The organism is Saccharophagus sp. K07 (assembly GCF_014336955.1).
GTDB lineage: Bacteria > Pseudomonadota > Gammaproteobacteria > Pseudomonadales > Cellvibrionaceae > UBA5868.
This window is the reverse complement of record NZ_QRAI01000001.1, coordinates 124,955-150,532: the sequence shown is the minus strand read 5'-3', so window position 1 is coordinate 150,532 and position 25,578 is coordinate 124,955. Positions and strand designations below refer to the sequence as shown.

Annotated in this window: 23 protein-coding genes; 13 read left to right on the top strand and 10 right to left on the bottom strand. The window is 51.1% G+C overall.

Annotation, left to right across the window (positions count from 1 at the left end):
- Window positions 1-9: 9 nt before the first annotated feature.
- Window positions 10-489 carry an MOSC domain-containing protein gene (locus DWB84_RS00680; RefSeq protein WP_187407842.1) on the top strand — a complete coding sequence of 160 codons (480 nt, stop codon included), beginning with the start codon at window positions 10-12 and terminating at the stop codon, window positions 487-489.
- Here DWB84_RS00680 and DWB84_RS00675 read toward each other — a convergent pair.
- Window positions 486-1,643: a hypothetical protein gene (locus DWB84_RS00675; protein ID WP_187407841.1), complete on the bottom strand. Its 1,158-nt coding sequence runs from the start codon at window positions 1,641-1,643 to the stop codon at window positions 486-488. The genes DWB84_RS00680 and DWB84_RS00675 overlap by 4 nt on opposite strands.
- 288 nt (window positions 1,644-1,931) lie before the next feature.
- On the opposite strand from DWB84_RS00675, the gene serB reads away from it, so the two are divergent.
- The 4 genes from serB (at window position 1,932) to DWB84_RS00655 (ending at window position 4,836) form a co-directional block, all read left to right on the top strand.
- Window positions 1,932-3,152 (top strand): phosphoserine phosphatase SerB, encoded by a 1,221-nt coding sequence (gene serB / locus DWB84_RS00670; RefSeq protein ID WP_187407840.1) that lies wholly within the window; start codon window positions 1,932-1,934, stop codon window positions 3,150-3,152.
- 78 nt (window positions 3,153-3,230) lie between these two features.
- Window positions 3,231-3,542: a hypothetical protein gene (locus tag DWB84_RS00665; RefSeq protein ID WP_187407839.1), complete on the top strand. Its 312-nt coding sequence runs from the start codon at window positions 3,231-3,233 to the stop codon at window positions 3,540-3,542.
- A gap of 53 nt (window positions 3,543-3,595) precedes the next feature.
- Window positions 3,596-4,063, top strand: a complete 468-nt coding sequence (locus DWB84_RS00660) for an EVE domain-containing protein (protein WP_187407838.1) — start codon at window positions 3,596-3,598, stop codon at window positions 4,061-4,063.
- On the top strand, window positions 4,060-4,836 hold the full coding sequence (locus DWB84_RS00655) for a 4'-phosphopantetheinyl transferase superfamily protein (protein ID WP_187407837.1): 777 nt from the start codon (window positions 4,060-4,062) through the stop codon (window positions 4,834-4,836). The genes DWB84_RS00660 and DWB84_RS00655 overlap by 4 nt, the downstream gene beginning before the upstream one ends.
- A 7-nt stretch (window positions 4,837-4,843) precedes the next feature.
- Here DWB84_RS00655 and DWB84_RS00650 read toward each other — a convergent pair whose 3' ends face one another.
- Both DWB84_RS00650 and DWB84_RS00645 read right to left on the bottom strand, forming a co-directional pair.
- The gene (locus DWB84_RS00650) at window positions 4,844-5,020 is read right to left on the bottom strand and encodes a DUF3094 family protein (RefSeq protein ID WP_222867973.1); all 177 of its coding nucleotides are present in this window, start codon (window positions 5,018-5,020) and stop codon (window positions 4,844-4,846) included.
- 28 nt (window positions 5,021-5,048) lie between these two features.
- Complete coding sequence (locus tag DWB84_RS00645) at window positions 5,049-6,530, bottom strand: AAA family ATPase (protein ID WP_187407836.1); 1,482 nt, start codon at window positions 6,528-6,530, stop codon at window positions 5,049-5,051.
- Window positions 6,531-6,653: 123 nt separating this feature from the next.
- Between DWB84_RS00645 and coq7 the strand changes: the two genes are divergently transcribed.
- Window positions 6,654-7,307, top strand: a complete 654-nt coding sequence (coq7, locus tag DWB84_RS00640; protein WP_187407835.1) for a 2-polyprenyl-3-methyl-6-methoxy-1,4-benzoquinone monooxygenase — start codon at window positions 6,654-6,656, stop codon at window positions 7,305-7,307.
- Window positions 7,308-7,332: 25 nt separating this feature from the next.
- On the opposite strand, the gene DWB84_RS00635 is transcribed toward coq7, so the two are convergent.
- Entirely contained in the window at window positions 7,333-7,755 is a 423-nt protein-coding gene (locus tag DWB84_RS00635; protein ID WP_187407834.1) for an OsmC family protein, read from the bottom strand.
- Window positions 7,756-8,089: 334 nt separating this feature from the next.
- Between DWB84_RS00635 and crp the strand changes: the two genes are divergently transcribed.
- Complete coding sequence (gene crp, locus DWB84_RS00630) at window positions 8,090-8,725, top strand: cAMP-activated global transcriptional regulator CRP (RefSeq protein ID WP_187407833.1); 636 nt, start codon at window positions 8,090-8,092, stop codon at window positions 8,723-8,725.
- A gap of 61 nt (window positions 8,726-8,786) precedes the next feature.
- On the opposite strand, the gene trpC is transcribed toward crp, so the two are convergent.
- From trpC to DWB84_RS00615, 3 genes are read right to left on the bottom strand one after another with little or no spacing between them, the layout of a single operon-like run.
- The gene (trpC, locus tag DWB84_RS00625) at window positions 8,787-9,587 is read right to left on the bottom strand and encodes an indole-3-glycerol phosphate synthase TrpC (protein ID WP_187407832.1); all 801 of its coding nucleotides are present in this window, start codon (window positions 9,585-9,587) and stop codon (window positions 8,787-8,789) included.
- Between the two features lie 22 nt (window positions 9,588-9,609).
- Window positions 9,610-10,641: an anthranilate phosphoribosyltransferase gene (gene trpD, locus DWB84_RS00620; RefSeq protein WP_187407831.1), complete on the bottom strand. Its 1,032-nt coding sequence runs from the start codon at window positions 10,639-10,641 to the stop codon at window positions 9,610-9,612.
- Window positions 10,632-11,228, bottom strand: a complete 597-nt coding sequence (locus tag DWB84_RS00615) for an aminodeoxychorismate/anthranilate synthase component II (RefSeq protein ID WP_187407830.1) — start codon at window positions 11,226-11,228, stop codon at window positions 10,632-10,634. Before DWB84_RS00615 ends, trpD begins: the two co-directional genes overlap by 10 nt.
- Before the next feature lie 444 nt (window positions 11,229-11,672).
- On the opposite strand from DWB84_RS00615, the gene DWB84_RS00610 reads away from it, so the two are divergent.
- From DWB84_RS00610 to DWB84_RS00590, 5 genes are all read left to right on the top strand, one after another.
- Window positions 11,673-13,967 (top strand): DUF1631 domain-containing protein, encoded by a 2,295-nt coding sequence (locus DWB84_RS00610; protein WP_187407829.1) that lies wholly within the window; start codon window positions 11,673-11,675, stop codon window positions 13,965-13,967.
- Between the two features lie 266 nt (window positions 13,968-14,233).
- Window positions 14,234-16,282 (top strand): XrtA/PEP-CTERM system histidine kinase PrsK, encoded by a 2,049-nt coding sequence (gene prsK, locus DWB84_RS00605; protein ID WP_187407828.1) that lies wholly within the window; start codon window positions 14,234-14,236, stop codon window positions 16,280-16,282.
- Between the two features lie 94 nt (window positions 16,283-16,376).
- Window positions 16,377-17,756, top strand: coding sequence for a PEP-CTERM-box response regulator transcription factor (gene prsR, locus DWB84_RS00600; RefSeq protein ID WP_187407827.1), 1,380 nt, complete (start codon window positions 16,377-16,379; stop codon window positions 17,754-17,756).
- Window positions 17,757-18,298: 542 nt separating this feature from the next.
- On the top strand, window positions 18,299-18,481 hold the full coding sequence (locus DWB84_RS00595) for a hypothetical protein (RefSeq protein ID WP_187407826.1): 183 nt from the start codon (window positions 18,299-18,301) through the stop codon (window positions 18,479-18,481).
- 263 nt (window positions 18,482-18,744) lie between these two features.
- Window positions 18,745-20,178, top strand: a complete 1,434-nt coding sequence (locus DWB84_RS00590) for an undecaprenyl-phosphate glucose phosphotransferase (RefSeq protein ID WP_187407825.1) — start codon at window positions 18,745-18,747, stop codon at window positions 20,176-20,178.
- A 30-nt stretch (window positions 20,179-20,208) separates the two neighbouring features.
- On the opposite strand, the gene DWB84_RS00585 is transcribed toward DWB84_RS00590, so the two are convergent.
- Window positions 20,209-21,528 carry a hypothetical protein gene (locus DWB84_RS00585; RefSeq protein WP_187407824.1) on the bottom strand — a complete coding sequence of 440 codons (1,320 nt, stop codon included), beginning with the start codon at window positions 21,526-21,528 and terminating at the stop codon, window positions 20,209-20,211.
- Window positions 21,529-21,851: 323 nt separating this feature from the next.
- On the opposite strand from DWB84_RS00585, the gene DWB84_RS00580 reads away from it, so the two are divergent.
- Complete coding sequence (locus DWB84_RS00580; RefSeq protein ID WP_222867971.1) at window positions 21,852-22,613, top strand: WecB/TagA/CpsF family glycosyltransferase; 762 nt, start codon at window positions 21,852-21,854, stop codon at window positions 22,611-22,613.
- Between the two features lie 45 nt (window positions 22,614-22,658).
- Here DWB84_RS00580 and DWB84_RS00575 read toward each other — a convergent pair whose 3' ends face one another.
- Window positions 22,659-23,927, bottom strand: coding sequence for a glycosyltransferase family 4 protein (locus tag DWB84_RS00575; protein WP_187407823.1), 1,269 nt, complete (start codon window positions 23,925-23,927; stop codon window positions 22,659-22,661).
- On the bottom strand, window positions 23,924-25,063 hold the full coding sequence (locus tag DWB84_RS00570) for a glycosyltransferase (RefSeq protein ID WP_187407822.1): 1,140 nt from the start codon (window positions 25,061-25,063) through the stop codon (window positions 23,924-23,926). Before DWB84_RS00570 ends, DWB84_RS00575 begins: the two co-directional genes overlap by 4 nt.
- Window positions 25,064-25,578: the final 515 nt, after the last annotated feature.

Here is a 25,578-nt window from a genome sequence, read left to right as displayed (position 1 = left end):
AGGAGAGCTATGCAAGGCGAACTCGGCCAACTGCTGAACACATTGCCGCAAATTGGCGAAGTGAAATGGATAGGCGTGCGCCCGGCGCGCGGTGAACCGCTATTGACGCCGGAGGTGGTGGAAGCGCGTTTGGGCCAAGGGCTTGTCGGCGATCGCTACGCCGGCAGCAGAGGCAAACGGGAAGTGACTTTGCTGCAGTGGGAACATCTGGCGGTAATTGCCAGCCTGACCGGCAAAACAGAATTGGATCCTGCAGTATTGCGCAGAAATATCGCCGTCAGCGGCATTAATTTACTGGCGCTGCGCAACCGGGAATTCACCATCGGCGGCGTAAAGCTGCGCGGTACCGGCTACTGTGAGCCGTGCTCCAAAATGGAAAAGGTGCTCGGTCCCGGAGGCTACAACGCCATGCGCGGTCACGGCGGTATTACCGCGCAAGTCTTGTCCCCGGGGCTGATTCGCCTCGGCGACAAGGTCATGGCCATTTAACTATTCTCGACCACCAACAATTGCCCCTGCTGCCGGTCCAGCAAGGCTTTATAAGGTGCTTTGAATCCGGTCAGAGCAACGCGTTCTTCATCGAGCGGCAGAGTTTCCAGGCGCGAATCCAACAACTCGTCCATCAAGGCCGCCTGAATCACTATGCCGGTATCGGAAACGGCAAGTTTGACGTCGTATTCGGGATGACAGATCTCTGCGACTACCTGAAAGCGAATTTTGTGTTGCAGGTTGAGCTGGTAAATCAAATGCGCACAACACACCGCACGAAATGCCGCTTCCGACGCACTCTCACTGCTGGTAAAGCGAATGCAATAAATGCCCGCCTTGGTCGGAGCACCGACCGGCACGCCGCCGTATAGCGCTAGCACTTCTTCCAGCGTGGTTTCAAAGCGGGAGACCAATTCGGCAAAACGGTCGCCGTTTAATTGCTGCTCCAGCTTCTGTCGATTGGTTACCGCGAGCACCAGGTCGCTGTGGCGCAACACGGCTTCTTGCGGCTCGTCTTCCCATTCGGAAGTGGCAATGGGTGCATCACTGAAGTCATCGCTATCAGCTACGGGCTCAGGCTCGGGCAGATCTTCCGGTTCCTCCGTACGTTCTTTCTCGGGAAAAGTGAATTTGCGCATTTCCCAGGCGTAACCACGGGTTTCATAGAGCGAGAGCGCCGCCATAAACAGCAGCAACACTGCGGTTCCTATCAAGGCCCAAACCAAGGCCGTTTCACCCGGAAATTCCGTTATCAGCGTAATAGTGACGTGACCGGCAATGCTGTCATGTAAAGGAATGGGCGCGGAAAACGATTGGGTGCGCACGCCTACACGCGGCTGACCAGCCTGGACCAACAGGTTCTGATCCAGATCATGAACTGCGGCCATCACCACACGAGGCTGCGAATGCACTTCCTGCATCACCACGTGCATACCCACCAAATCGTGACTGATGGAGGCGTTGACCACATCTTTGGCCGACAGCTGCGCCAGGGCATTGCCGAATTCCACCAGCAGCTCGCGATTTTTCTGCGCGGATCTTTCACCTAAAACGAAGGCGGCCAACAACAGGCCGAGAAGTGCACCTATGCTCAAGCAGAAAATGGGCGGCAAGCGTCGCCAATGGACAAGCGGCAAGGAGATTTGGTTGGGCATGAAGATGATCGCTTAAAGTGTTATGGGAATAACCGCCAAGCCGACACGCAGTCCGTGCGCGGAAAATCACCTAGTGTACCTGAAGACTCGGCACAGAAGGCAGCATCTCAACGAGCAGCCATCGCAAAATGCCTGCGCTCGACGGTTTTTTGACATAGTTTTAGTAAAGCTGGGTTTGCCCATTAGTAAAGCTCCGTCTGGGTGTTTTCAGCGTTAACGCAGCACGGCAGCAATCCCGGCGGAGTTCTGTATAATGCCGCCTCCCTTTTCCTGAACTGACCTAGTGCTGTGCGCGAACTGATTCTAATCACGATTTCCGGTATCGATCGCCCTGCGGTGACCTCGACGGTCACTTCCATTCTGGCGCGACACAAAACCAACATCCTCGACATAGGTCAGGCCGTTATTCACGAGAACCTCACCTTAGGCCTGTTGGTGGAATTTCCCGGCGGCGAAGATCCAGCGCCGATCATTAAGGAAGTGCTGTTCCGCATGCACGAATTCGGCATGCAGGTGAAATATCAGCCGATCACCGAAGCCAGCTATCAGGACTGGGTCAACCAGCAGGGCAAAGGCCGCCATATCGTCACTTTGCTCACCCGCCAAGTGACTGCGGAACAAATTGCCGCGCTCACCTCCATCGTTGCCGAGCATGGCCTTAACATCGACGCCATCAGCCGCCTTTCCGGCCGCGTCCCCCTCGACAGCGTGGATAGCAAAAGCAAAGCCTGCGTGGAGTTTTCCGCCCGCGGCACACCAAAAGACATCACCGAACTGCGCGCCGCCTTTATGGAGTTGTCGACTCGCCTGGAGATCGACATAGCGGTGCAGGAAGACAACATGTATCGCCGTACCCGCCGCTTGGTGTGCTTCGATATGGATTCCACTCTGATTGAAGCGGAAGTCATAGACGAGCTCGCCAAAGCGGCCGGTGTCGGCGACAAAGTCGCTGCCATTACCGAAGCGGCCATGCGCGGCGAGCTCGATTTCAAAGCCAGTTTCGCCCGCCGTATGGCACTGCTGCAGGGCTTGGATGCCAGTGTGCTCGATGAGATCGCGGAGCGTCTGACCCTGACCGAAGGCGCCGAGAACCTGATGCGCACCCTGCGCAAACTCGGCTACAAAACCGCGATTCTGTCCGGCGGTTTCAGCTATTTTGGTCGCTACGTGCAGAGCAAACTCGGCATCGACTACGTCTTTGCCAACGAACTGGAAATCGTCGACGGCAAAATCACCGGCCAGGTCGTCGGCCAAGTGATCGACGGCCAGCGCAAAGCCGAACTGTTGCGCGAGCTGGCCGCTAAAGAGGGTATTTCCCTGGAGCAGGTAATTGCCGTGGGCGACGGAGCCAACGACCTGCCCATGTTGAGCATCGCCGGGCTCGGCATCGCCTTCCGCGCCAAACCGCTGGTCAAGGCGTCTGCCAAGCAATCCATCTCAACACTGGGGCTCGATGCCATTCTTTATTTGATGGGGCTGCGTGATCGCGACATTCAAGCCGGAAATTAAGTCCGCCGATCGATCACACTTCCCTCAATCGGGTAATCCGAGCTAAGGTTACAGGTCGCGTCAAATTTCTGGTCCACTATGAAACCTGTACCAACCAAAGCCGAACTGCGCGCTGAACTCGAGCGGCAAATGCAGGAATATTTGCAAACGGGCGGCGTGGTCAAGAACGTACCTCGCGGTGTCAGCGGGCAGTTGGAAAACCGCCCCCTGTTTGGCCATATAGGTGACAACCCTCCGCGCCAAGAGCGCACTCCGGTTGATGATGTCGTGCAAGCCGTGGAAGCGCGCAAACATCCTCACGCGAATGTCAAAAAATCGAAGCGTCCGCGTAAAAAACTTATCACTGATGACTTCGGCGAACCTCTGCGGTGGGTTTGGATAGAAGACTGATAAATTCAATACACGCGCTATTAATTAAATACACGATAAGCAGAGAAACGGATATGGCACGCCACTGGCTGTTCAAATCAGAACCTCATGTTTTCAGCATCGACGACCTGGAAAAAGCACCGTCCAAAACCACTCGCTGGGACGGCGTGCGCAATTACCAAGCGCGCAATCTGCTGCGCGATGAGATAAAAGTTGGCGACCAAGTGTTCGTCTATCACAGCCAGTGCAAAGTCCCGGGCATAGTCGGTCTGGCAAAAGTGGTCAAAGCCTCCTACCCCGACCCCGCGCAGTTCGATCCGGAAAACACTTATTACGATCCCAAAGCGACAGCCGATAATCCGCGCTGGTTTTGCGTCGATATCCAGCATGAAAAAACTTTCGCGAAAGTCATTGCATTGCAGGACATCAAACAAGATCCGTCACTGCACGATATGGTGTTGCTGCGACAAGGTCGCCTTTCGGTGCAACCCGTCACCCCCGAACAAGCCAAAATTCTGCTGCGCGATCACGCTGCCAAATGACCCAGACTATTTCGCTACCAGACCAGAGCGTGCATATCTGGCTGGTGGATCCAACAACGATTACCGATCCTTCCCTTCTCGCTCACTACCACCAGTTAATGACGGCGGATGAGCACACAAAATGGGAGCGCTATCGTTTTGACAAAGACAAACACCAGCATCTGGTCACCCGCGCGCTGATCCGTCATACCCTATCGCTTTACCAACCATCAGTAGCTCCTGCGGATTGGCGTTTCGAAAAAAACCAGCACGGCAAACCGTCTATTGTGAATCCACTGGAAAAACCGCTGTTTTTTAATCTTTCCCACACCCAAAAACTCGCCACCATTGCGGTGACACACAGCGCACTTGTAGGAGTCGATGTAGAGCGCATAAAAACCGTGGACCAAGTGCGCGGGCTGGCCGAACGATGTTTTACGGAAGAGGAAAACGCCTATATTTTTCGCGGAGACGCGGATGCGGTTTTATGGCGGTTTTTTAAGTTGTGGACATTAAAAGAAGCTTACTTAAAAGCGCTCGGATGCGGCATGAGCCTGTCATTGCAAGCGCTGAGTTTTTCCCCCAAAAGCACGCCTATACAAGTGCGTTTTGATGAAAGCCATGATGACAATGCCGAACACTGGACTTTTAGAACATGGCAGGCAACCACAGAACATCTGCTCTCACTCGCCATCAATATACCGGCAACTGCGCCTTTATCGATTCAGTTTTTTCAAACAACTCCAGCACAGGAGTTTTCTGAAATTCACTGTGAAGAAATTGTCGGCCGCTAGGCCGACATCAGAATTTGTCGAAATAGAGCGCAACCAGATAACCCGCCAGAGAAATCAACCCAAGCACCCCGAGCAGAATGACCAACAGCAACCAAAAGCGAAAAGGTTTGCGCTCGACTTTATAAATTCCTTCATTCAACACACGATCCACTCGCGCCTGATCTTCCGGATAAAGTTTTGGCATTATTGACTATCACCTTATAAATTCGTGGTTAATTCGCCGGAACCGCACGTTCCGCAGCCCACTGACGCAACATGTCGATATTCTCCGCCATAACGACGGACAGTGGTTTGGTATTGGCAATCGCATCGCGCAAATGCTGCACCGATAGTTCTTCATCGCGCGCCTGCGCGCTGTACATCGCCGACACGACTGCCTGTTCAATTTCAGCGCCAGTAAATCCGTCACTCATGACCGCCAGTTCATACAGATCAAAACCGCTGCTGATCAAACCGCGTTTTTCCATATGAATTTCAAATACCACGCGCCGGGTTTCCACATCGGGCAGATCGACAAAAAAGATTTCATCGAACCGGCCTTTGCGCAGCAATTCCGGCGGCATAACGCTGATATCGTTGCTGGTCGCCACGATAAATACGCGCGACTTTCGCTCCGCCATCCAGGTCAACAGTGTGCCTAATAAACGTTTGGACGTGGCATTTTCACCGTCATTTTGTGACAAGCCTTTTTCAATTTCGTCCATCCATAACACGCACGGCTCCATGATATCGGCAAGCTTCAGAGCTTCGCGCAGATTGCGCTCTGTTTCACCGACATACTTGTTGTAGAGCGCGGCCATATCCAGGCGCAGAAGTGGAATGCCCCACATGCCGGCAATCACTTTGGCGGCGAGACTTTTACCACCGCCTTGCACACCGAACAACATCACACCTTTGGGAGCATCGATTTTTTTGCCGCCGTTGTCATTCAACATGGCGCTCTTGCGGTTGCTCAACCATTCCTTCAAACGATTGAGACCGGCCATATCTTTGAAGTACGCCGTGTTGTATTCGAAATGCAGCACGCCCTCCATATCCATCAAGGCAAATTTTGCGCGAGTGACCTCAGGCAGGTCGCTCTCGCTGATCGCGCCGTCATCGACTATGGCACCGCGCGCGAGCCGACGAACATCCTGATGCGGCAGGCCTTTGAGATTGTTGACCAGTTTCTGCAGAGTCGCGGCATCGGTCTTGATGCGCTCGCCGCCATTGCGATCGGACCAGAATTTGGCCTCTTCGCGAATAATCGCCAGAATTTCTTCCTCGGTCGGCAAACTCATCTGCAAGACTGCGCTGTAACGCGCGACTTCCGGTGGCAGCTTCAGCCGGTGGCTGACTAGAACCACTTTATGACGTGCGGCCATCTGGTTGAGCGCAATATCCTTTAACAAGCGCACCATTTTCGGCTCATCCAGATAAGGATGCAGATCACACAGAACAAAAGCGCTCGCCTTCTGGCATTTTTTGATGTGTTTGAGTACGTCTTCAGGCTTGGACTGATTGTTCTCATCCTCGGAGCGCAAACCGAATCCCAGCGGTTGCAAGCCGTCGGTAACCGACCAGCGCCAACTGGCGATACCTTCGTCGCGGAAGTATTTCTGCAGCAGTGTCAGCGCGCGGGTCTCATCGAAGGTCTCCACCACAATCAAAGCGATATTGGAGTGGAGCAAGATGCTCAGATCGTTGTAATTCATGTTGTCTCCCGTTCACTGCGCGAAATTGAATTGGCTAGAATCTGCCAATTCATCCATTATCTGAACCCTGACCGGCATATTACGGCCTAAGCCGCAACACAGTCATAAAGCAGGCGAATCATTATGCCCCAAACTTCTCAAGACAAGCTGTCACCCTTGGATCGACTGATCTGCCAATTCGACCGGGCATTGCAAACGCTCAGCCCCGGCGCAGTTCCGGGATATCGACCGTCACCGGCCGCCGAAATAGATGACGCCGAACTTTCCGCCCAGGAAGCACGCCACGCCGCTGGCCTGATGCGTGTCAATCACACGGGTGAAGTCTGCGCCCAGGGCCTTTACCAAGGGCAGGCGGCGACAGCCAAGCTGTCCCACATCCGCAAAAAAATGGAAAGAGCCGCCGATGAAGAGATCGATCATCTGGCCTGGTGCGAAGAACGACTGGCGCAACTGCAAAGCCATCCCAGCAAATTGAATCCATTGTGGTACGGCCTGTCATTCGGCATAGGCGCTACCGCAGGATTGATCAGCGATAAGATCAGTTTAGGTTTTGTCGCGGCAACAGAGGAACAGGTTGGCGAACATTTAAAGGATCATCTGAAGCGCTTGCCGCCGCAGGATGAAAAGTCGCGAGCAATTCTGCAAACCATGCTCAAGGAGGAAGAGGAGCACGGCAATAACGCTTTGCGGGCTGGCGGTTACAAATTTCCACAACCGGTCAAACGTCTTATGCGTCTGACTTCCAAGCTGATGACATCCACCAGCTATCGAATCTAGTCCAGCCTAATACGTGAAGAGGCCCTCAGGCCTCTTCGATCACTTCATAGGAGTGGGTAATTTCAACTCCCGCAGCGCGCAGCATAATTGAGGCTGAGCAGTATTTTTCCGCAGACAGGTTAATGGCCTTTTCCACCTGACTCTCTTTCAGGTTGCGACCACTCACCACAAACTTCAAATGAATCTTGGTAAATGGAGAAGGAACACCTTCTGCCCGCTCTGCTTCCAGATCGGCGCGGCAGCTGGTGACATCCTGACGGGCCTTTTTAAGGATGCTGACCACATCAAAGGACGCACAACCGCCTAAACCCAATAAAATCATTTCCATCGGACGTACGCCGATGTTGCGACCGCCGTGATCCGGTGGCCCATCGATTACCACTGCATGGCCGCTGCCGGACTCCGCTACGAACGCGGCGTCCCCTACCCATTTGATCGTTCCGCGCATGTCACCCTCCACCAAAGCACTGAAAACAGGGCGGCAAGCCTACCACATCCACCCTTCAACGAAGCAACAAAAGTGTGTGCTCTATAACACTTGTAGTGCGATGCCATAGCGAGCGGTTTTGTATTATGCTCCTATATTCACGCGCCTCTATATGTGGAAGTTTCAGTCTATACTGAGAACGGGCGCGCTACGGTTTCGGAGTAAACTGCGGGCCGTTATACTGCTGCGAACGGGCTCAGCCAGTCAGGCTAAGCGGGAAGGGCTCAGGTGGTACTCGCAAGGGCAGCATAACTACAAAACATTATTTTTCTTATAAGAATCGAGGATTGCGATCTTGGTTTCCGTGACTTTATCACCTCATATCAAGAATTTAGAAAGTTTCCTCAGTCACTGTCATCGCAGACGGTACCCAGCCAAAAGCACCCTGATTTACGCCGGCGACAAAAGCGACTCCCTCTACTACATCATCAAAGGTTCCGTAACGGTTCTTATTGAAGACGAAGAAGGCCGCGAAATGATCGTTGCTTATCTCAACGACGGTGACTTCTTCGGCGAGATGGGCCTGTTTGACGAAAAAGACAATCGCAGTGCCTGGGTCAGAGCCAAATCTGAATGTGAAATAGCGGAAATCAGCTACGCCAAATTCCAGGAATTGTCGGAAGAACATCCGGAATTTCTTTACGCTCTGGGATCCCAGATGGCGCGACGCCTGCGGGCGACTACCCGCAAAGTCGGCGATCTCGCCTTCCTGGACGTCACTGGTCGAGTCGCACGCACGCTGTTGGACCTGTGCAAAGAACCCGATGCCATGACTCACCCGGACGGCATGCAAATCAAAATCACCCGCCAGGAAATCGGTCGCATCGTCGGCTGCTCACGCGAGATGGTGGGCCGGGTATTGAAAACTCTGGAAGATCAGGGCTTGGTATCTGTAAAAGGCAAAACCATGGTGGTTTACGGCACACGCTAAGAACCATCAGAACCACAGCTCAAATATAAAAAAGCCCCAAATTTCGGGGCTTTTTTATGGCTTACAGTTCAAACAACTCCGCCAGTTTTGCACCGGGATCCGGCGCTAGCATAAACGACTCTCCCACCAAAAAGCCGTGTACATCTTTCTCTCGCATGGCGGCCACATCCTCCCGGGTCAAAATCCCGCTTTCCGTGATAACCACCCGGTCTTGCGGGATTAAGGGCAGAAGATCGAAAGTCGTCGCCAGACTGACTTCAAAAGTGTGCAGATTGCGGTTGTTGATACCGACAAGCCGATTGGGCAGTTCCAGAGCAAGCTCCAATTCAGCTCTATCGTGCACTTCCACCAAAACGTCCAACCCGAGTTCCAACGCCTGCTGGTTGAGCTCTTTCAATTGCACAGGATCGAGACCTGCGACGATCAACAGAATACAGTCGGCCCCCAAAGCCCGGGCTTCAACCACCTGATAGGGATCTACCAGAAAATCCTTGCGGATCACCGGTAATTGCGTGGCCGCCCTCGCCTGCTGCAGATATACATCCGCACCCTGAAAAAAATCCACATCGGTCAACACCGACAAACAGGCCGCGCCGGCTTTTTCATAGCTGCGTGCAATGCTCACAGGATCAAAATCCGCGCGAATAACGCCTTTGCTCGGAGAAGCTTTTTTGATCTCCGCAATCACGGCAGGCTTACGTGCATCCACTCGCCGGATAAGCGCATCCGCAAAGCCGCGCGGTTTTGATTGCGCTGCGGCCTGAGCTTCCAGCGCCTGAAAAGAAACCCGCTGCTGGCGCTCGGCGACTTCTTCGTGTTTACGCGCGATGATTTTGCGCAGGATGGTTGGGGTATCGCTCACAGAAATCTTCTCGCTCAATGGATTACGCAAAACACTGACTGAATTCGGCCAGCTCGCTCAATTTTTCCGCCGCAAGTCCCGTGGCAATCGTGTCTTCCGCGAGGGCAACTGCCGTTTTCAGGTCATCGGCCAATCCGGCCACATAGAGGGCGGCACCCGCATTCAAGGCGATGATATCGACTGCTTTTTGTGCGTTAGGCAGAGCCCGCTTGCTTAAAGCATCGCGAATAATGGTCAGCGACTCTTGCGCCGATGAAACGGTCAGTCCGTCGAGGGTGTTGCGATCAATACCGAATTGGGTTGGATCTATGGTGTATTCGCGAATTTCGCCATTGCGCAGCTCGGCCACATGAGTCGGCGCCGCCAGCGAGATTTCATCCAAACCGTCTTCCGAACGCAAAGCCAGAACATGCTCGCTGCCCAGGCGCGCAAGCACTTCGGCAAATACGCGACACAAGCGAATTTCATAAACACCAACAACCTGGCGTTTGGCGCCCGCCGGATTGGTCAGGGGGCCCAGCATATTAAAGATGGTGCGCAATCCCAGCTCGCGTCGCGGGCCAACGGCATGCTTCATAGCCCCGTGGTGACTAGGCGCGAACATAAAACCCAATCCCAGGGACTCAATGCAACGCGCAACCTGATCCGGCGCCAGATTGAGATTAACCCCTGCAGCTTCCAACACATCGGCACTACCTGCGGTGCTAGTGACCGAGCGATTGCCGTGCTTGGCGACATGACCGCCTGCTGCGGCCACTACCAGCGCGGACGCGGTGGACACATTGAACAAGCGGGATCCATCACCACCAGTGCCGCAGGTGTCGACCAAACGGTCAAAATCGACCTTGACCTTGACGGCCAAATCGCGCATCACCTGCGCCGCAGCAGCGATTTCATCAACGGTTTCGCCCTTCATGCGCAGAGCGACCAGGAATCCTCCGATCTGCGCTGGAGTCGCCATGCCTGTCATGATTTGAGTCATGACCTCCGCCATTTGTGAATGACTTAGGTCGCGGCGCTCGACCACCTGGGCCAACGCTTCTTTTATTTCCATGACGCCTCCGGAAGATTCAAAAAGTTCTGCAGAAGTGCGTGGCCGCACTCGCTCAAAATGGATTCGGGATGAAATTGCACCCCATGAATAGGTAAATGTTTATGCTGCAGACCCATGATATAGCGGCGATCATCGCCGGGATCCGCAGACTTGGCCGTGATCTCCAACTCCTGCGGCAACGACTCATGGTCAACAACAAGCGAATGATAGCGCGTCGCCCGCAGTGGATTGGGCAATCCCTGAAAAAGACCTTTGCCTGCATGCTCAATCAGTGATGTTTTGCCGTGCATAACACGATTTGCCCGCACGACCTTGCCGCCAAACGCCGCGCCTATACATTGATGCCCCAGGCAAATTCCTAGAATTGGAACGCGACCGCCAAACGCGCGAATAAGCGGCACTGATATACCGGCTTCATCCGGGCTGCACGGCCCCGGCGATATGACAATGCGCTGAGGTGCCAGCTTCTCAATCGCCGCTAAATCCAGTTGGTCGTTGAGCACCACCTCAACATCGGCGCCCAACTCTCTCAGGTACTGCACAATGTTGTAGGTAAAGGAATCGTAGTTATCCACCATCAAAAGCATGGCTGGGTCCGATCAATCAAACCGGCATTATACGTAAACCTGACCGTTGGTGCAGATGCTCAAATCTGTCGAGCGGTTTTACAAATGACCAAAATAGCGCCACGTGCAAGCGAGGCCAATGTTGCCTACACTAGATGAAAATAATTTTCACTTCCGTATAGTGAATGGCTTGAAATAACTCCCTAATAAATGAAAATAAGCCTCATTCGTTGATAAACTCTGTCCATTTCGCCTTAACGGCGTTGATGTCAACGCAGTGTTGAGAAGTGATGCCGATGCAACTCTGGCGAATTGGAATACAATTTGCTCCACGAAGCGGAATGATAATTTTCGCAGGATCAATGGGTTGCGATTTTCGCGGGGGACTTGGTTTGAATTTGTCCTTTCTTGATCCCGAACTCATGGTTGAGCGCCCATTAAGTGAGTAGAGCGCAAAGGCAAGATATGTCACGCAAACCCTTAAAACCCGGTCATCTCGAACTGATCAACCAGCGTGGCCGAGAGCCTATACAACCGCCGCGCCTGCTCGCTCATATCCAGAAAAATACCCTGGCCCACTGCGAACAACTCGCCGCGCATTTGTTTTCCGCCGCTGACGACCTCTTCTACGATCTTTCCAAGCGCGCATCGAGCAACCAGGAACAAAACCTGTACTTTGAAGCCATGCGTGAAATCCGCGTGCGCAGAGAGGGTATCGCCAATAAATTTCTGCGTACGATCAGCCAGCAATTTAGCGATTTGATCGATGCCAATGCCCCGGCTGAATTTGATACCTGGGAACAGGAGCGTGAAACCAAACTGGCGATCGTCGACGGCGACGATCTGGAAGTCGACTTGGCTCGCAGCAATATGGTGAGCCGCACGCGCGATATTTATAGGGAAGAGCTTTACGAACTCGGCATGCGCCTTGATCACCTGCTGCTGCAGGTGGAAATCAATGAGGACAACAACCCTCTCGACCCGAATCAGTTGACTAAAGCCTTTATCAATGCGTGTCAGAACACGCTCGATATCAACATCAAAGCCAAGTTGATTCTGTACAAGCTGTTCGAGAAACACGTTCTGAAACAGCTGGGCCACGTCTACGCTGATGCCAACCAAATTCTGATGGATGCGGGCATTCTGCCCAAAGTGCCCAAGAACCTGGACAACAAAGTCGTCCACGGTGGCGCTGCACCTGTTGGAGGCACAACAGCTACGCCAGGCGGCCAAACCGCTGCAGATGTGGCTTCACCTTTCGCCCCGGTCCCTGAATTCCGCATGGGCTATGACGCCCTGAGCATGTTGATGGCGGCTGCGCGTAATTTTGCCTTCAATGCGACAGGCAATACAGCAACGGGAACAGGCCAAAATCAATCGCCGCAAATCAGCTGTTACATTTTTACAGCCAATCCTGGCCCGGTCATGCCGGCACCAGAACTGACAACCCTGCTCACTCAGGCGCAGCCCAATTACGACCAGCTTCTCGCTACCGGCACCCCGCGCAATATAGTTGCAGACGCAGTAAACCAGGCGCTCAAGCACAAAAATCCGGACCAGCCGCAAGCACTCGAACAGACCGAAGAAAATGTCATCAATCTGGTGGCAATGTTCTTCGACCAGATCCTGGCCGATGAAGCCCTTCCTATTGAGATTCAGTCGTTGATCTGCCGTATGCAGATCCCGATTCTCAAAGTGGCCATTCGCGATCGCACCTTCTTCAGCAATCCCGAACACCCGGCGCGCAACCTGGTCAATAGCATCACCCGCATAGGCGTGGCGTTCGACAGCAGCAAACCACTGGATCGCGATCCGGTGTACCGCAAAATGGTTGAAATCGTTCAGACGCTGAACCGCCAGTACAAAACCGACGATCGTATCTTCACCGAACTGCAAGCAGAGCTCGACGCCGTCGTTGAAAAAGAAAGCCGCAAATCGGTAGTGGTAGAACAGAGAACAACACAGACAGAGGCGGGCAAGTCGCGCATTAAACAAGCGCGCGTTGCCGCACAAACATCCCTGTACCACAAACTCAAAACGGTCGATCTGCCGGATTTTGTAAGAACCTTCCTGACCACACATTGGTTACAGGTAATGGTTATCACCCACCTCAAACACGGCTCTGACAGCCCTGAATGGGTATCCAATGAGCAAACCGTGTCCGATCTGATCTGGATTTGCCAGGATCACGAAGACGCTCGCTCACTCCAACGCCGCGACCGCCTATTGCCCGAACTGCTCGATCGTATTGAACGCGGTTTGGAAGTTGCGATCGACAACCGCGATGCCCGCAAAGCCAAAGTTGCCGCTCTGGAAGAGGCCTTGAAGATAGCCCCGGTAGCGCCGCAAATTCAGGCGACCATCGCACCTTTGAACAGCGAACAAAAAGAAGCCTTGGGCCGCGGTGAAAACGCTCCCAAGACCTGGGATGAAATGACGGCGGTAGAACGTCAGCAGGCCCGCTATGAAGAACTCTCCACCAAGTTCTACGAAATGGCCAAAAACATGGCCGAAGGCACGTGGCTGGAGTATTTCAACGAGGAGACAGCCAAAACCATTCGCTGCAAGCTTGCCTCCAAGATTGACGCCGACACCTATATCTTCGTCAACCGGCTGGGCTTTAAGGTTTTGGAAAAAACCCGCAAACAGTTTGCTTACGACATGCAGTTTAACCGAGCGAAACTCGTTGACACCCGCCCCTTCTTCGACCGGATCATGGGCAGAGTCGTTGAAGACCTGTCCAGCCAGGGCGCCGTCTAGGCGCCCACTTCCCACCACGCCTCCTGAACTTCCTGTTACAATCCCGCGCCTTGTCGATCTCAGCTCGATAAACCAGCCACTTCAAAAACCAACAACAATAAACGCTCCAAGACAATTGCGGCATCATGCAAGATGTATCAAGCCGCCTCCATCTTTCGGACGTGTCTATTATCTATTAGGAGTGCCAACGAGCCCCTAGTAGTAGCACTGAACACAAAAGATCGGAGAGTGTTGCAACTGCGGTGATGCATGCGATGGGAAACATCATGGAAATAGACAACGTTACGCAAGTCGCTTTTATTATCGCCAGCATCCTGTCTCTGATCCTTACCGGAATTTTCATTGCCCAAATTCACCGCAAAGCCCTGCACTGGTCATTTGCCGCCGCCAGCGCCATGCAGACTTTCTGGCTGTTGAATATCGGCCTCAGCCAAAAAATGAATTTCTCCCTCGGGCACATCATGCTGATCGAGTCGGCGCATATCGCCGCCTGGATTTTGGCTACCACCCAAACAATCCGCCACTACTGCCAAAACTGTCTGCCGAAACTGTATACGCTAGGGATTTACGGTCTGTGCGGTGTTCTTCTCTCGGCTAACGCTGCCTACGCCCTATTTGAACCGCCGTGGTTGGACGCCAAAATTGCGCTGGTGCTGCAGGGAATTGTCTTTTCCATAGTCGCGCTTTTGAACGTCGAACAGCTGTATCGAAACGTGCAGGCCATACGGCTGATCAAGCTCCTGAGCCTGAATTTGGCGGCCATTTTTATTTATGACGTGTACTTTTTCTCGCAACACCTGGTTCAGCCCGAATTTAATTCCGGCCTTTATCAGATTCGCGCGGTTATAGCTTTCGTCACCAGTGCGTTCATGGGCATAGCGGCGATTACATTGCATCAAACCCAGGAACAAACCGCGCGCCTCTCCTTGTCGCGTCCCGTGGTTTTTTACACCACCTCACTCACCCTCGCCTGCGCGCTTCTCGCCCTGATCATGCTGGGCGGCTATTACGTCAGAATGTACGGTGGCGACTGGGGCACCGTTGCTTACTCTGTTTTATTTGTCGGCACGCTTATTACCATTATTCTGGTATTCGCCTCGCGCTCCACCCGCGAAAAACTCACTGTTCTCATCAACAAACATTTATTCAGCCACAAGTACGATTACCGCACCGAATGGTTAAAACTGATCGAGCGCTTGTCCCAACCGACCTCGCCGGAAGACGTACACAGACGTGCACTCAGCGCCGTCGCCACTATTTTTAAAAGTGCCGGTGGCGCTTTATGGTTGCGCAAAGGAAAAGTTCTGGTGCCGGTTTATCAGGAAAATATTTCCATCAATGTATTGGAAGCCATAGAGCCGGACGACAGCCCATTCATTCAGGCGCTGGAACAATCCGAGTGGGTGTTTCTGCCTTCCTTCACCGGTTCGCAAGATCCACTCGCCCAGAACAATGAATACCTGCCCGAATGGGCCAACAGAATTGTCGACATATGGCTGATTCTGCCGCTGTTAAATGAATCCGAATTGATCGGCTTTATGGTGCTGACAAGCCCGAACGGTGATCCATCGCTGAACTGGGAAGATCTGGACCTTCTGAAAACAGTTGGCAGACAAATTGCCAACTATCTGGAGCGGCATGAACAAGCGGAACAACTGGCGGAAGCGCGTCAGTTCGATGCCTTTAACAAGCTAGCCGCTTATGTGATGCATGACCTGAAGAATCTGATTGCACAACAATCCCTCGTTGTAAAAAACGCCGAAAAGCACAAAGACAACCCAGCGTTCGTCGAGGATGCCATTCAGACGATCCACAATTCAGTTACGCGCATGAACAACTTATTGCGCAAATTACAACGCAATGAGCCAGAGGGCGTGCGCGTTCTCAATCTGAATGATGTGCTCGTAGAAGCCATTCGCCGCTGCCAAAAAGGCCAACCTGTGCCGACCTTGCGCAACGAGGATTTGGAAATTCGGGTAAAAGGCGATTGGGACAGTTTGGTCATGGTGTTTGTCCATCTTATTCAAAACGCTCAGGACGCCACCCAAACGACCGGCTTTATCGATCTTCATGTCAGCCGCGACAACAATGTAGTGTCAATCGCCATTGAAGATAACGGTGAGGGTATGGACGAAGACTTTATCCGCAATCGCCTGTTTAAACCTTTTGACACCACTAAAACAGGCAAAGGGATGGGTATTGGTGTGTATCAAGCCCGCGACTACGTACAAAATCTCGGGGGCAATCTCAGTGTGGAGAGCACTAAAGGAGAAGGGACCACCTTCACCATTTCGCTTCCCATTACGCAGAGTTAAGGCAGTAACCACTACCAGCGCATAAACTTATGCAACGATACGCCAGTTGTTTTACCATGGCCGTCGCTTTCACTTTTCATAAGCCGTTACCATCATGAGCAAAGCCAACAAACAGAAGCTGCTGATCATCGAAGATGACCTGGGATTGCAAAGCCAACTCCGCTGGCATTTTGATCAGTATGAAGTGATTGTCGCCAGCGACCGGGAAGAAGCGCTCGCCGCAGTTCGCTTGCACGAACCGCCAATCATTCTGCAGGACCTCGGCCTGCCCCCTGATGATGAAGGTGTCGAAGAGGGCTTTCGCTGTATTCGAGAAATCACTTCACTTTCCCCTGCAGCCAAGATCATCGTCATGACGGGGAACTCCGATTATGAAAATGCCGTACGAGCGGTGGCCATGGGCGCTTATGACTTTTATCAAAAGCCGGTAAACGCCGATACGCTCGACCTGATTCTGCAGCGAGCCTTCCACATCTATAACCTGGAAGAACAGCATCGCCGCCTGCAAGAACAGCAACAAGCCCCGCTGAGCGGCATTATCGCCTGCGATCCGGGCATGCTGAAAATCTGCCGCACCATCGAAAAGCTCGCCCCCACAAACGTCACCTGCACCCTCACCGGTGAAAGCGGAACAGGTAAAGAAGTTCTCGCCAAAGCACTGCACCGTTTGAGCCCGCGAGCCCATAACCGCATGGTGGCCATTAACTGCGCCGCAGTGCCGGAAAATTTGATGGAGAGCGAATTATTCGGTTACGAAAAAGGCGCTTTCACCGGCGCGAACAAACGCACATTGGGCAAAGTGGAAATGGCCCATGAAGGCACTTTGTTTTTGGATGAAATTGGCGATATGCCATTGGCGCTGCAAGCAAAGTTGTTGCGCTTTTTACAGGAGCGCAAAATCGAGCGCGTCGGCGGTCGGGAGGAAATTCCGGTTGACGTGCGGGTGATTTGCGCGACCAACAAAAATCTCCAGGAAATGGTGAAGCAAGGCACCTTCCGCGAAGACTTGTTTTATCGCATCTGCGAAATGGAAATTCATATCCCACCATTGCGTGAACGCTACGGGGATAAACTCCTACTCGCGCGCCATTTCCTGCGCATGTATACCGAACAAAATAGTTCTCATGTCGTGGGATTCAGCCCTGAAGCAGTCGAAGCAATCGAGACCTATGACTGGCCGGGTAATATCCGGGAAATGGAAAACCGGGTTAAACGTGCCGTTGTGATGGCCGATGATAAATTGGTCTCATCACAAGATTTGGGCATAGCGCCAACCGGTGAGAGCCTGAATATCAACCTCCGCCATGTCCGACAAAACGCTGAACGAGCAGCGATTTTGCGCGCCCTGACTATGACAGAGAGCAACATTTCCGCAACTGCAAAACTGTTAGGCGTTACCAGGCCCACTCTGTACGACCTTTTGAAGAAGTACAACATCCAAGTCCCTGGCGGAGCGCACGACATCCAGGAGTAAAAGTCAGCACACTGAAGTTAAGCCAGGGATGGCAGCAACTCCCCCTCTTACATCTGAGCACCTTCCCCCTCCCTTAGACACGTTGTCGAATATTTTCACATGGCCAAAATAGGCCAACTCCCGCGCAACGCAACATTCGAAAATGGAATATAAAGTTTTGCGCGCCTCTTAAGTGTTCATTGTTTGACCAAATTGGGTCACTGCTTGATCACAACTCAGCGCGACCATGTCGGGGTTTTATACATATAAGCAAGATATGCACATATGCTTCGCTGCAAAAACGAACATATGTTTAGCAAAAATGAGTAGCTTGTTATTCCCAAACCCAATACTAAATGCTCAATTCCTTGTTTTTTATGAATTTTTTTCCTAACCAAATCTCATGTTTGCAGGCCAAGCAAGATTTTATTTTTGTGACCTGCCTCATAAAAACAATATGGCACAGTTTCTGCTTATAACCCCAGGCGCTGTATACGCAGATAAATAGACCAGCAGCCGAGAAGCTGCTGTTTTTGGTTCGACCACAGGAAGGAAAAGGACAGATGAAACGAGGTACTGTATTTTTCACAAAAGCCATTGCAATCAGCTTATTGCTGTCGCAAACCGTTACGTCCGATACCGGTTATCAATTCATTGGTAACCCGATAGATGAACCAATTTTTCTGACAATTTGTGGAATTGCTCTTTTGTTTCTCGGTCTGTATCGCTCGAAGGGTAACGCCTGAGGGCGATACAGCATACCTGTCACTATACCTCTCCTCTAAGTCACTATACCTCTCCTCTATGTCACTAACCCCCCCGCCTTTAATTGATTAACTTCAGGCTCTCCTCATAAATTCCATGAGCAACCGGCGATAAACCAAGTTGCCCAAAGCCAAATTATTATGTTGCCTACCGCCAAGTACAGCCAGTGATGAAGCTGATATACTCCGGGCCCGCGACATGATGCCGCGTACATTCGGGCGAAACAGAGATGAAAGATCACCCTATGAGTGAATCGAACCCATTTGCTACCCAAAGGCCGCGAAACAAGCGCTTATTGCAAAATCACGACACCCTGGCCCAATGGATCCAGCACATTCTCAATCTGTTGGTGGTTGGCGTAACGCTTTGTGCTTTCGCTTATTGGAGGGATGGAGAAATTGGCCAGCAATATCGAACCATGTTGGCCTTCGCGATCCTGCTAATGACCATCACTTACCACATTATGGGAGTGTTCCGCCGCTTCGACCGATTGGAGGGCGCGATTCAGCATTTGGCGCGAGCCTGGGGCGTCGTCATCATCATTCTGGCTTGGACCGCTTTTCTTACACGAACATCTGAAGAATACTCGCGCCAGGTTATCGTCTATTGGGTACTTACTGCGTTTATCGGCCAAGCTTTATTACTGACCATTACTTATAACTGGTTCAAACTGTACAGACGAAAGTACCAACAGCGAATTCCGGCCGTGATTCTCGGCACAGGCAACCTCGCCTTACATCTCGCGAAAAGCATTAAAAAGAATATTTGGCTGAATGACACGATTGTTGGAGTTGTGCGGCACAAAGATGAGACTAGTGAATGGAACGCCCCCGAAATTCCTTTGCTCGGGGATAATCAAGATCTCCGGACAATCATTAAAAAGTATGGAATTCGCCGAATCTACGTAGCTCTTCCCCTGCCGCTGACCTACCAGGTCAAGAATGTCCACGACCAGATGTTCGACGAAAATCTCGACCTTGTCTGGGCGCCGGATATCTTTGAATTCCAATTACTGAACCATAGCGTCCGTGAAGTTGCGGGAATCCCCCTGCTAAACCTTAATGAGACGCCCCTCATGGCCGGCGGCCCGGCGTTCGTCAAACTGCTGATGGACAAGGTTATTTCATTGGCTCTTATCATCCTGCTCAGCCCGCTCCTGCTCGTCATTGCCCTGGCAGTCAAACTCTCCTCTCCTGGACCAATCATCTTCAAACAGCAAAGGGATGGATGGGATGGAAAGAAATTTAATGTGTACAAGTTCCGCAGCATGTACATCCATGAAGAAAAAGAGATCGTTGAACAAGCGAAAAAAGATGACCGCCGCATAACCCCGGTTGGCCGCTTTATACGTCGCACCAGCCTCGATGAGCTCCCGCAATTGTTTAATGCCCTGGAAGGCTCCATGTCCCTCGTCGGTCCAAGACCTCATGCGGTATCTCACAACGTCTACTATTCCGACAAAGTGAAGGCTTACTTGGCTCGCCACCGCATCAAGCCCGGCATCACAGGTTTGGCGCAAATCTCGGGTTACAGGGGGGAAACTGAAAATATTGAGGATATGCGGAAGCGGGTTGAATACGATCTTGAGTACATCAGCAATTGGTCGCCAATGCTGGATTTAAAAATACTGTTTTTAACGCCCATTCGTTTGATATCAAAACGAGGCAATGCCTACTGAGACAAGCGCTCAGCAGGCATTTCAAACAACTCAGCGCTCGTACAGCCGATAGATGAAGCGAGCACCGACATAGTTATAGTCATACCCCCCCGCGGGTTTGAGGTCACGTTTAACGTTCCCCGTGAAGAGTTCCAACATCCCATTCCGGACAATTTGCGGAAAGTTGACTGACAGTTCCCATTGCCGCTCGTCATATCCTGTTCGCGGCTCTACCTTAACTTCCTGGAAGTCGCGGAAGTTGGCCCCCAAAGACAATCCCCAATAGCGTGACGGCTTATAGTCAAACTCGAATCCAGTGCGCATTTCACGAGAATCAAGCTCAGGGAAAGTGACGTAGGTCTCCTGGTCGAGCGCCAGATCAATACTCATAGTGCACACGGCGCAAATCTGGTCGTGCGTCCATGAAACGACGAATCTCTGCAACCTGTATTGATCGACCACATCTCCCAACCGGCCATCCACCTCAACTCGAGGTTGAAACCTGCCAGTCTCTTGCCCTCCTTGTGAGGTATCGGATAGATACTGGTTATACGCAACCAAAAGAGTTTGCAAACCCGATCTGTAGGTCAAATCTGCAGAAATAGAGGGAGAGGTTGTCGAATCTGTGTCGCTCTTAATATTGTTCCCTCCAATTTCAGCACCATAACTAATACGGCGCAGCGCAGTCCGCCAATAGACAGCTGCTCGTCCGTATTGCACATCGCTATTGTCTAGATTCTGATACTTTAATTCATAACCGGTCAGCACCACCCCCGAGACACTTACAGGCGATACTGCATGATCGAAGGAAGCTCCGACACTAAATCGCCGGGATTCGTTGGTCTTGTTTTCATCAAATTTGATATCAGAAGCACCAGCCCACAGTGACAAGGTGTTGCCACGGCCAGAAATCAAATCACCATGCGCTGAGACGGAGTAAATTTCCCGATTATCACGATTGGACGGCAAGTCCTCAGCTAAAGGATCAATGGAAACCTCGCGGGAGGAATGAGACAACTCGAGATAATAACGACGGTGCTGCGGCCCTAATATCAGCTTTAAATCGCCTAAAATTACAGTCTCGTCATTTTCCGAAATCTCGGAATGGCGACGGTTTTCCAAGCGGTATTCTGTATTGAATTCCGACCACTCCCCTTTTAAATGTCCATCTGCCGATAAAGTTGCGAAGGTTTGGGTTTCTTTGATTTGCTCTTCAGAGTCCGGTCGCAGTGCCGCGTTGTCCACTGAGCGAACATCTATGGCTGCATCAATCCTCAGCCCAAGCAAATCTCCAGTTTGAGCCAGAGCCTGCCCCCCAGTTCCTGTTCCACCAAGTGCAAAAACAAACAAGGCGTAGTATTTTTTTCTCACACTCCCCCCCAAAATATCAGTCCACTGACGATGGCTCGATTATACGCTGTGTGTTTGACGAGCACAGTCTGTTTATAGTCAATTCCCAGAACTGTTCACCTTGCCCCATATACTCTGGATTTCAATGTGATTAAAATCTCATTGCCTCGCAAAAGGACAAAGCATATTGCAGCAACGCGTCCAAGCTTTATCGCTTCATAAGAGGCCGCCGGCTCAGAGCTCAACGATCCGATAAATCTTGCGGAAAAATGACAACGGGAAGCATGGCAGGATGTTTGCTTACATACCAAACCCAAAACTTAACAGCAGGAAAAAACACCACAATGCGAATAAGTAAAGTAAAAATGCTAAATGTGGAAATGGATAACTTAACCATGGACGAACTGCTGCAACAATTTGACAAGGGTTTGTTGGTTACTCCCAACATCGACCATCTCATCAAGCTGCAAAAAGACCGGGAATTCTATCTGTGCTATCAACAAGCCGCTTTCACCGTTTGTGATAGTCGCATCCTGTTTTTGCTGAGCAAAATTCTATTCCCAGGTAACCCTCTTCGCGCTCAAATTACCGGTTCAGATTTTTTCCCTGCATTCTGCGATTATCACAGCCAGCGGCAGAGCGGTGCACGGGTATTTTTGCTGGGCGGAACGGATGACTCGGTCGAACAAGCGAAAAATAAAATTAACTCGCGGACACAAAGCAATATCATTGTGGGGGCTTATTCACCCCCATTTGGCTTCGAAAAATCTGCTGAGGAAACACAAAAAATTATCGATTTAATTCAAGCATCAGGAGCTAACACCCTCGCAATCGGTGTGGGAGCTCCCAAGCAAGAAAAATGGGTTTGTGCCCATCGGGATAAAATGCCACAAGTGATGCGGTATTTAGCTATAGGTGCCACTATTGAATTTGAAAGCGGAAATCTGAAACGAGCCCCAAAATGGATGACGCGCTTGGGTTTGGAATGGTTATTCCGCCTATCGCAGGAGCCCAAACGCCTAGCAAAGCGTTACTTATTGGAAGACATGCCTATATTCTTTTTATTGCTTAAGCAACGTTTAGGGCTGTATACCAATCCTTGGTAATCCAATCCAGAACTTAATATATAAAGCGAGTGCCGCTAGAAATACTTATTGGCAAAGCGATTTATATATTTCATCTACCTCATCTCTCTTTCTCTCCCAGGAAAAGCTCTCCGCTCTCTTGGCAGCGGCCTGGGATTTCTGCGCTAAAATTTCCGGCTTCTCACACAATTCCTGCAGGGCCGCAACCAGTCCATTAATGACATAATCAGGGCCAAGAGGGGCTATTTTATAACCGGACTCTTCAGTGACATATTCACCAATTCCGCCATTGTCTACCACAATACATGGCAAGCCGGCAGCCATCGCCTCCATTACCACCGCCCCACCAAACTCTCTTACAGATGGAAAACCAAACACATCCGCAGCTCGATAATAATTTGCCGTTTCCGCCTGCGGAATCCAGCCGATAAAGTTCACTCGATCCGCGATATTCAACTGCTTCGCCAAGGATTTCAGAAACCCAAGTTCTGGCCCATCACCAACAATATCCAAAATAATCCGACGATCTTTTATTCGAGGATCGGCCATTGCTCTTAACAGCATATCCGCCCCTTTATAAGGGACTAAGCGCCCTACAAATAAAACTCGGAGTTCACTTGTATTTTTTTCCGATGAGCTGCCTATTCGATAAAAATGCGATGCGACTGCATTTTCATATACAAGGCGAACAGACTCTTCATTACGGCCAAATTTGTTTATGATCCATGTCCGGGTATATGTAGAACCAGCCAGGATGACATGGGCGTGTTTATAGGTCTGGCTATACCCGGGAATCAAGAGAGCTCCCAGATTTCTTAAAAAATTAAAATGAGAGAACTCTTTTCTGCCAAGGGCCTTAAATGCTTCAGGGAAAGGCACCCCACCATTGACAGGCCCTAAAACGAAAGGGGTTTTAATGCATGCCTTGCTAATAGAAACTGGATAACGCGGCATCATTGGAGTCAGAGAATGCACTAGGTCGTACTTTCCCTCTAACACCTCATTTGCATAGGCTTTTGCCACGGTTTTATCGAAAAAAAAGTAAAGAGGATATTGCAACGCATGTCTTATTGGCCAAACTATCCTTCCTTTATATGTGCTCAGCGCGCATATCAATCGATAATAGCGCCCCTCCCACAAGCCAGGCTCTATGAAGTGGATACGAGCATCCGGATGAAGCTTGAGAAGAGCCTCTCGATTGCGAGAATGCGTAACCAAGGTAACGTCCGCAATCGATAAAATCTCTCGGTAAAAATTGTATCCAACCAATGGAACCGAAGCCCATTCAGGGTTACAGCTTTCAATAATTAGCAGAACTTTTAGCCTTCGATTCATTTTTCCCCGACCTTATTCTTCTTATTCCGGACACTTGCCGTATAAGCGTTTATTGCCCTGTCAATATAACCATCCGAATGGAGGTTGCGTTCCGCCCAAGTGCGAGTTTGTGATCGCATTGCAGCCAAAGCTTCTGGCTTGGACATGAGCTCTATAGCAAGGGAGATAAAGGAACTCTCGTCAATGTCACATATATATCCCGACACCCCATGCTCTACCGTATATTCTGCGCCGCCGCTGTTCGTCCGCAGGACTGGGCATCCACATGCGACCGCCTCGGCAGCAACCAGTCCCAACCCTTCATATAAACTGGGCATAAGAAAAAGATCGGCCGCCCAGTATGCCTCTATGGGGTCCATCCACCCCACCAATTTCACTACATCATCAAGTTCAGCCGCAGCAACCAACTGGCGAGTATCTGACTCCAACGGCCCTTCGCCCACCATTAAAAACTTAACATCATGCAATCCCGCGTCACGCGCTCTTTCTGCTAATTGCACAATAATTTCGGGGCGCTTTTGCTCATGAAAGCGCCCAACAAATAAACCGACCGTTTCACCCTCTAAAATATTGAATCGCTTTCTCGCAGTCTCTCTCTCTGCGGCGCTCGGCGGACGGTACCGTTCCAAATCCACACCATTCGGATTCAAAGTAATTTTATTTTGATCAACACTGAGCTCCCTGCTCAAATAGCTCTTAGCTTCCTCATTCAGTACAAATATTTCCCGCCCCAGCGGCGATAAATATTTTCGAATCGGACCAAAATCTAACGGGCCAACCTTGTCCGTTAAAAATGAGTTGTGAAAGGTAAACCAATCTGGCATTCGACCAGCCAAAATCGAAGTCAAGGATGCACTTCTGGAATGAGAGTGCACTATATCCGGTTTCTTTGCTCTGATCACCGACGCCATGATTCGCGCAGTTTTGAACAATTCGGTGGGACGGTTGTATAAAGGGGCTTCAATGTAATCCACACCCAAATCGGCAAGTGCCCGGGGATCAACGCCACCATTCCCAATCAAGGTGACCGAATGCCCTTTTCGTGCAAGGCCGCACACCAGCTGCTGTATTGCTATAGCGACTCCGCCCTTATACCGAGTCGGCCCTACTTGCAGAATATCCAGTTTCCTCTCCATACACCCCTCATTATCAATGAGACCGATCTTGCGGTCCGTTACTCCAGCTGCTCAAAGGGAGCTGTTCCACGTGGAAGAATCTCCACTTGCTCGTTGTTATCCATTGCTCGCCCTGAACTCTAACGCGAATCCCTTCCCTTCTTCTACAAATGGATGAACTTGATCCACAGCCAAGAAGCTGAAGAATGCTAGCGTCACAATATGTGGAATTCAATGCCGATTCAGCCAATCAAAATGCGCGGGTCTTGGCATTTGTTCACATGATTTCATGCGTTACCTTCTTGTAAGAGTGTTTGGCGAGGGCAAAACCATACGATGGAATGGGTGCAGGGTAGGCTGAGTAAGACTTTGAATTGTAAAAGCATGAGTTTTCCATCGACTGAGCCAGTTCTAGGGCGCTCATAGATGGGAGAGGTCAGATAGGAAAGGATATTTTTGCCTTAATAAGGCAAGCCACTATGGAGGCTTAGGACAGGAAGCATTGATATGAAAGTTATAAAGAAAAGGGGGCCGAA

What these genes read in the sequence shown, in the direction of transcription:
- DWB84_RS00680 (WP_187407842.1), top strand. Translation starts at nt 10, where the DNA reads ATGCAAGGCGAACTCGGCCAACTGCTGAACACATTGCCGCAAATTGGC.
- DWB84_RS00675 (WP_187407841.1), bottom strand. Translation starts at nt 1,643, where the DNA reads ATGCCCAACCAAATCTCCTTGCCGCTTGTCCATTGGCGACGCTTGCCG.
- DWB84_RS00665 (WP_187407839.1), top strand. Translation starts at nt 3,231, where the DNA reads ATGAAACCTGTACCAACCAAAGCCGAACTGCGCGCTGAACTCGAGCGG.
- DWB84_RS00660 (WP_187407838.1), top strand. Translation starts at nt 3,596, where the DNA reads ATGGCACGCCACTGGCTGTTCAAATCAGAACCTCATGTTTTCAGCATC.
- DWB84_RS00655 (WP_187407837.1), top strand. Translation starts at nt 4,060, where the DNA reads ATGACCCAGACTATTTCGCTACCAGACCAGAGCGTGCATATCTGGCTG.
- DWB84_RS00650 (WP_222867973.1), bottom strand. Translation starts at nt 5,020, where the DNA reads ATGCCAAAACTTTATCCGGAAGATCAGGCGCGAGTGGATCGTGTGTTG.
- DWB84_RS00645 (WP_187407836.1), bottom strand. Translation starts at nt 6,530, where the DNA reads ATGAATTACAACGATCTGAGCATCTTGCTCCACTCCAATATCGCTTTG.
- coq7 (WP_187407835.1), top strand. Translation starts at nt 6,654, where the DNA reads ATGCCCCAAACTTCTCAAGACAAGCTGTCACCCTTGGATCGACTGATC.
- DWB84_RS00635 (WP_187407834.1), bottom strand. Translation starts at nt 7,755, where the DNA reads ATGCGCGGAACGATCAAATGGGTAGGGGACGCCGCGTTCGTAGCGGAG.
- trpD (WP_187407831.1), bottom strand. Translation starts at nt 10,641, where the DNA reads ATGGAAATAAAAGAAGCGTTGGCCCAGGTGGTCGAGCGCCGCGACCTA.
- DWB84_RS00615 (WP_187407830.1), bottom strand. Translation starts at nt 11,228, where the DNA reads ATGCTTTTGATGGTGGATAACTACGATTCCTTTACCTACAACATTGTG.
- DWB84_RS00610 (WP_187407829.1), top strand. Translation starts at nt 11,673, where the DNA reads ATGTCACGCAAACCCTTAAAACCCGGTCATCTCGAACTGATCAACCAG.
- prsK (WP_187407828.1), top strand. Translation starts at nt 14,234, where the DNA reads ATGGAAATAGACAACGTTACGCAAGTCGCTTTTATTATCGCCAGCATC.
- prsR (WP_187407827.1), top strand. Translation starts at nt 16,377, where the DNA reads ATGAGCAAAGCCAACAAACAGAAGCTGCTGATCATCGAAGATGACCTG.
- DWB84_RS00595 (WP_187407826.1), top strand. Translation starts at nt 18,299, where the DNA reads ATGAAACGAGGTACTGTATTTTTCACAAAAGCCATTGCAATCAGCTTA.
- DWB84_RS00590 (WP_187407825.1), top strand. Translation starts at nt 18,745, where the DNA reads ATGAGTGAATCGAACCCATTTGCTACCCAAAGGCCGCGAAACAAGCGC.
- DWB84_RS00580 (WP_222867971.1), top strand. Translation starts at nt 21,852, where the DNA reads ATGCGAATAAGTAAAGTAAAAATGCTAAATGTGGAAATGGATAACTTA.
- DWB84_RS00575 (WP_187407823.1), bottom strand. Translation starts at nt 23,927, where the DNA reads ATGAATCGAAGGCTAAAAGTTCTGCTAATTATTGAAAGCTGTAACCCT.
- DWB84_RS00570 (WP_187407822.1), bottom strand. Translation starts at nt 25,063, where the DNA reads ATGGAGAGGAAACTGGATATTCTGCAAGTAGGGCCGACTCGGTATAAG.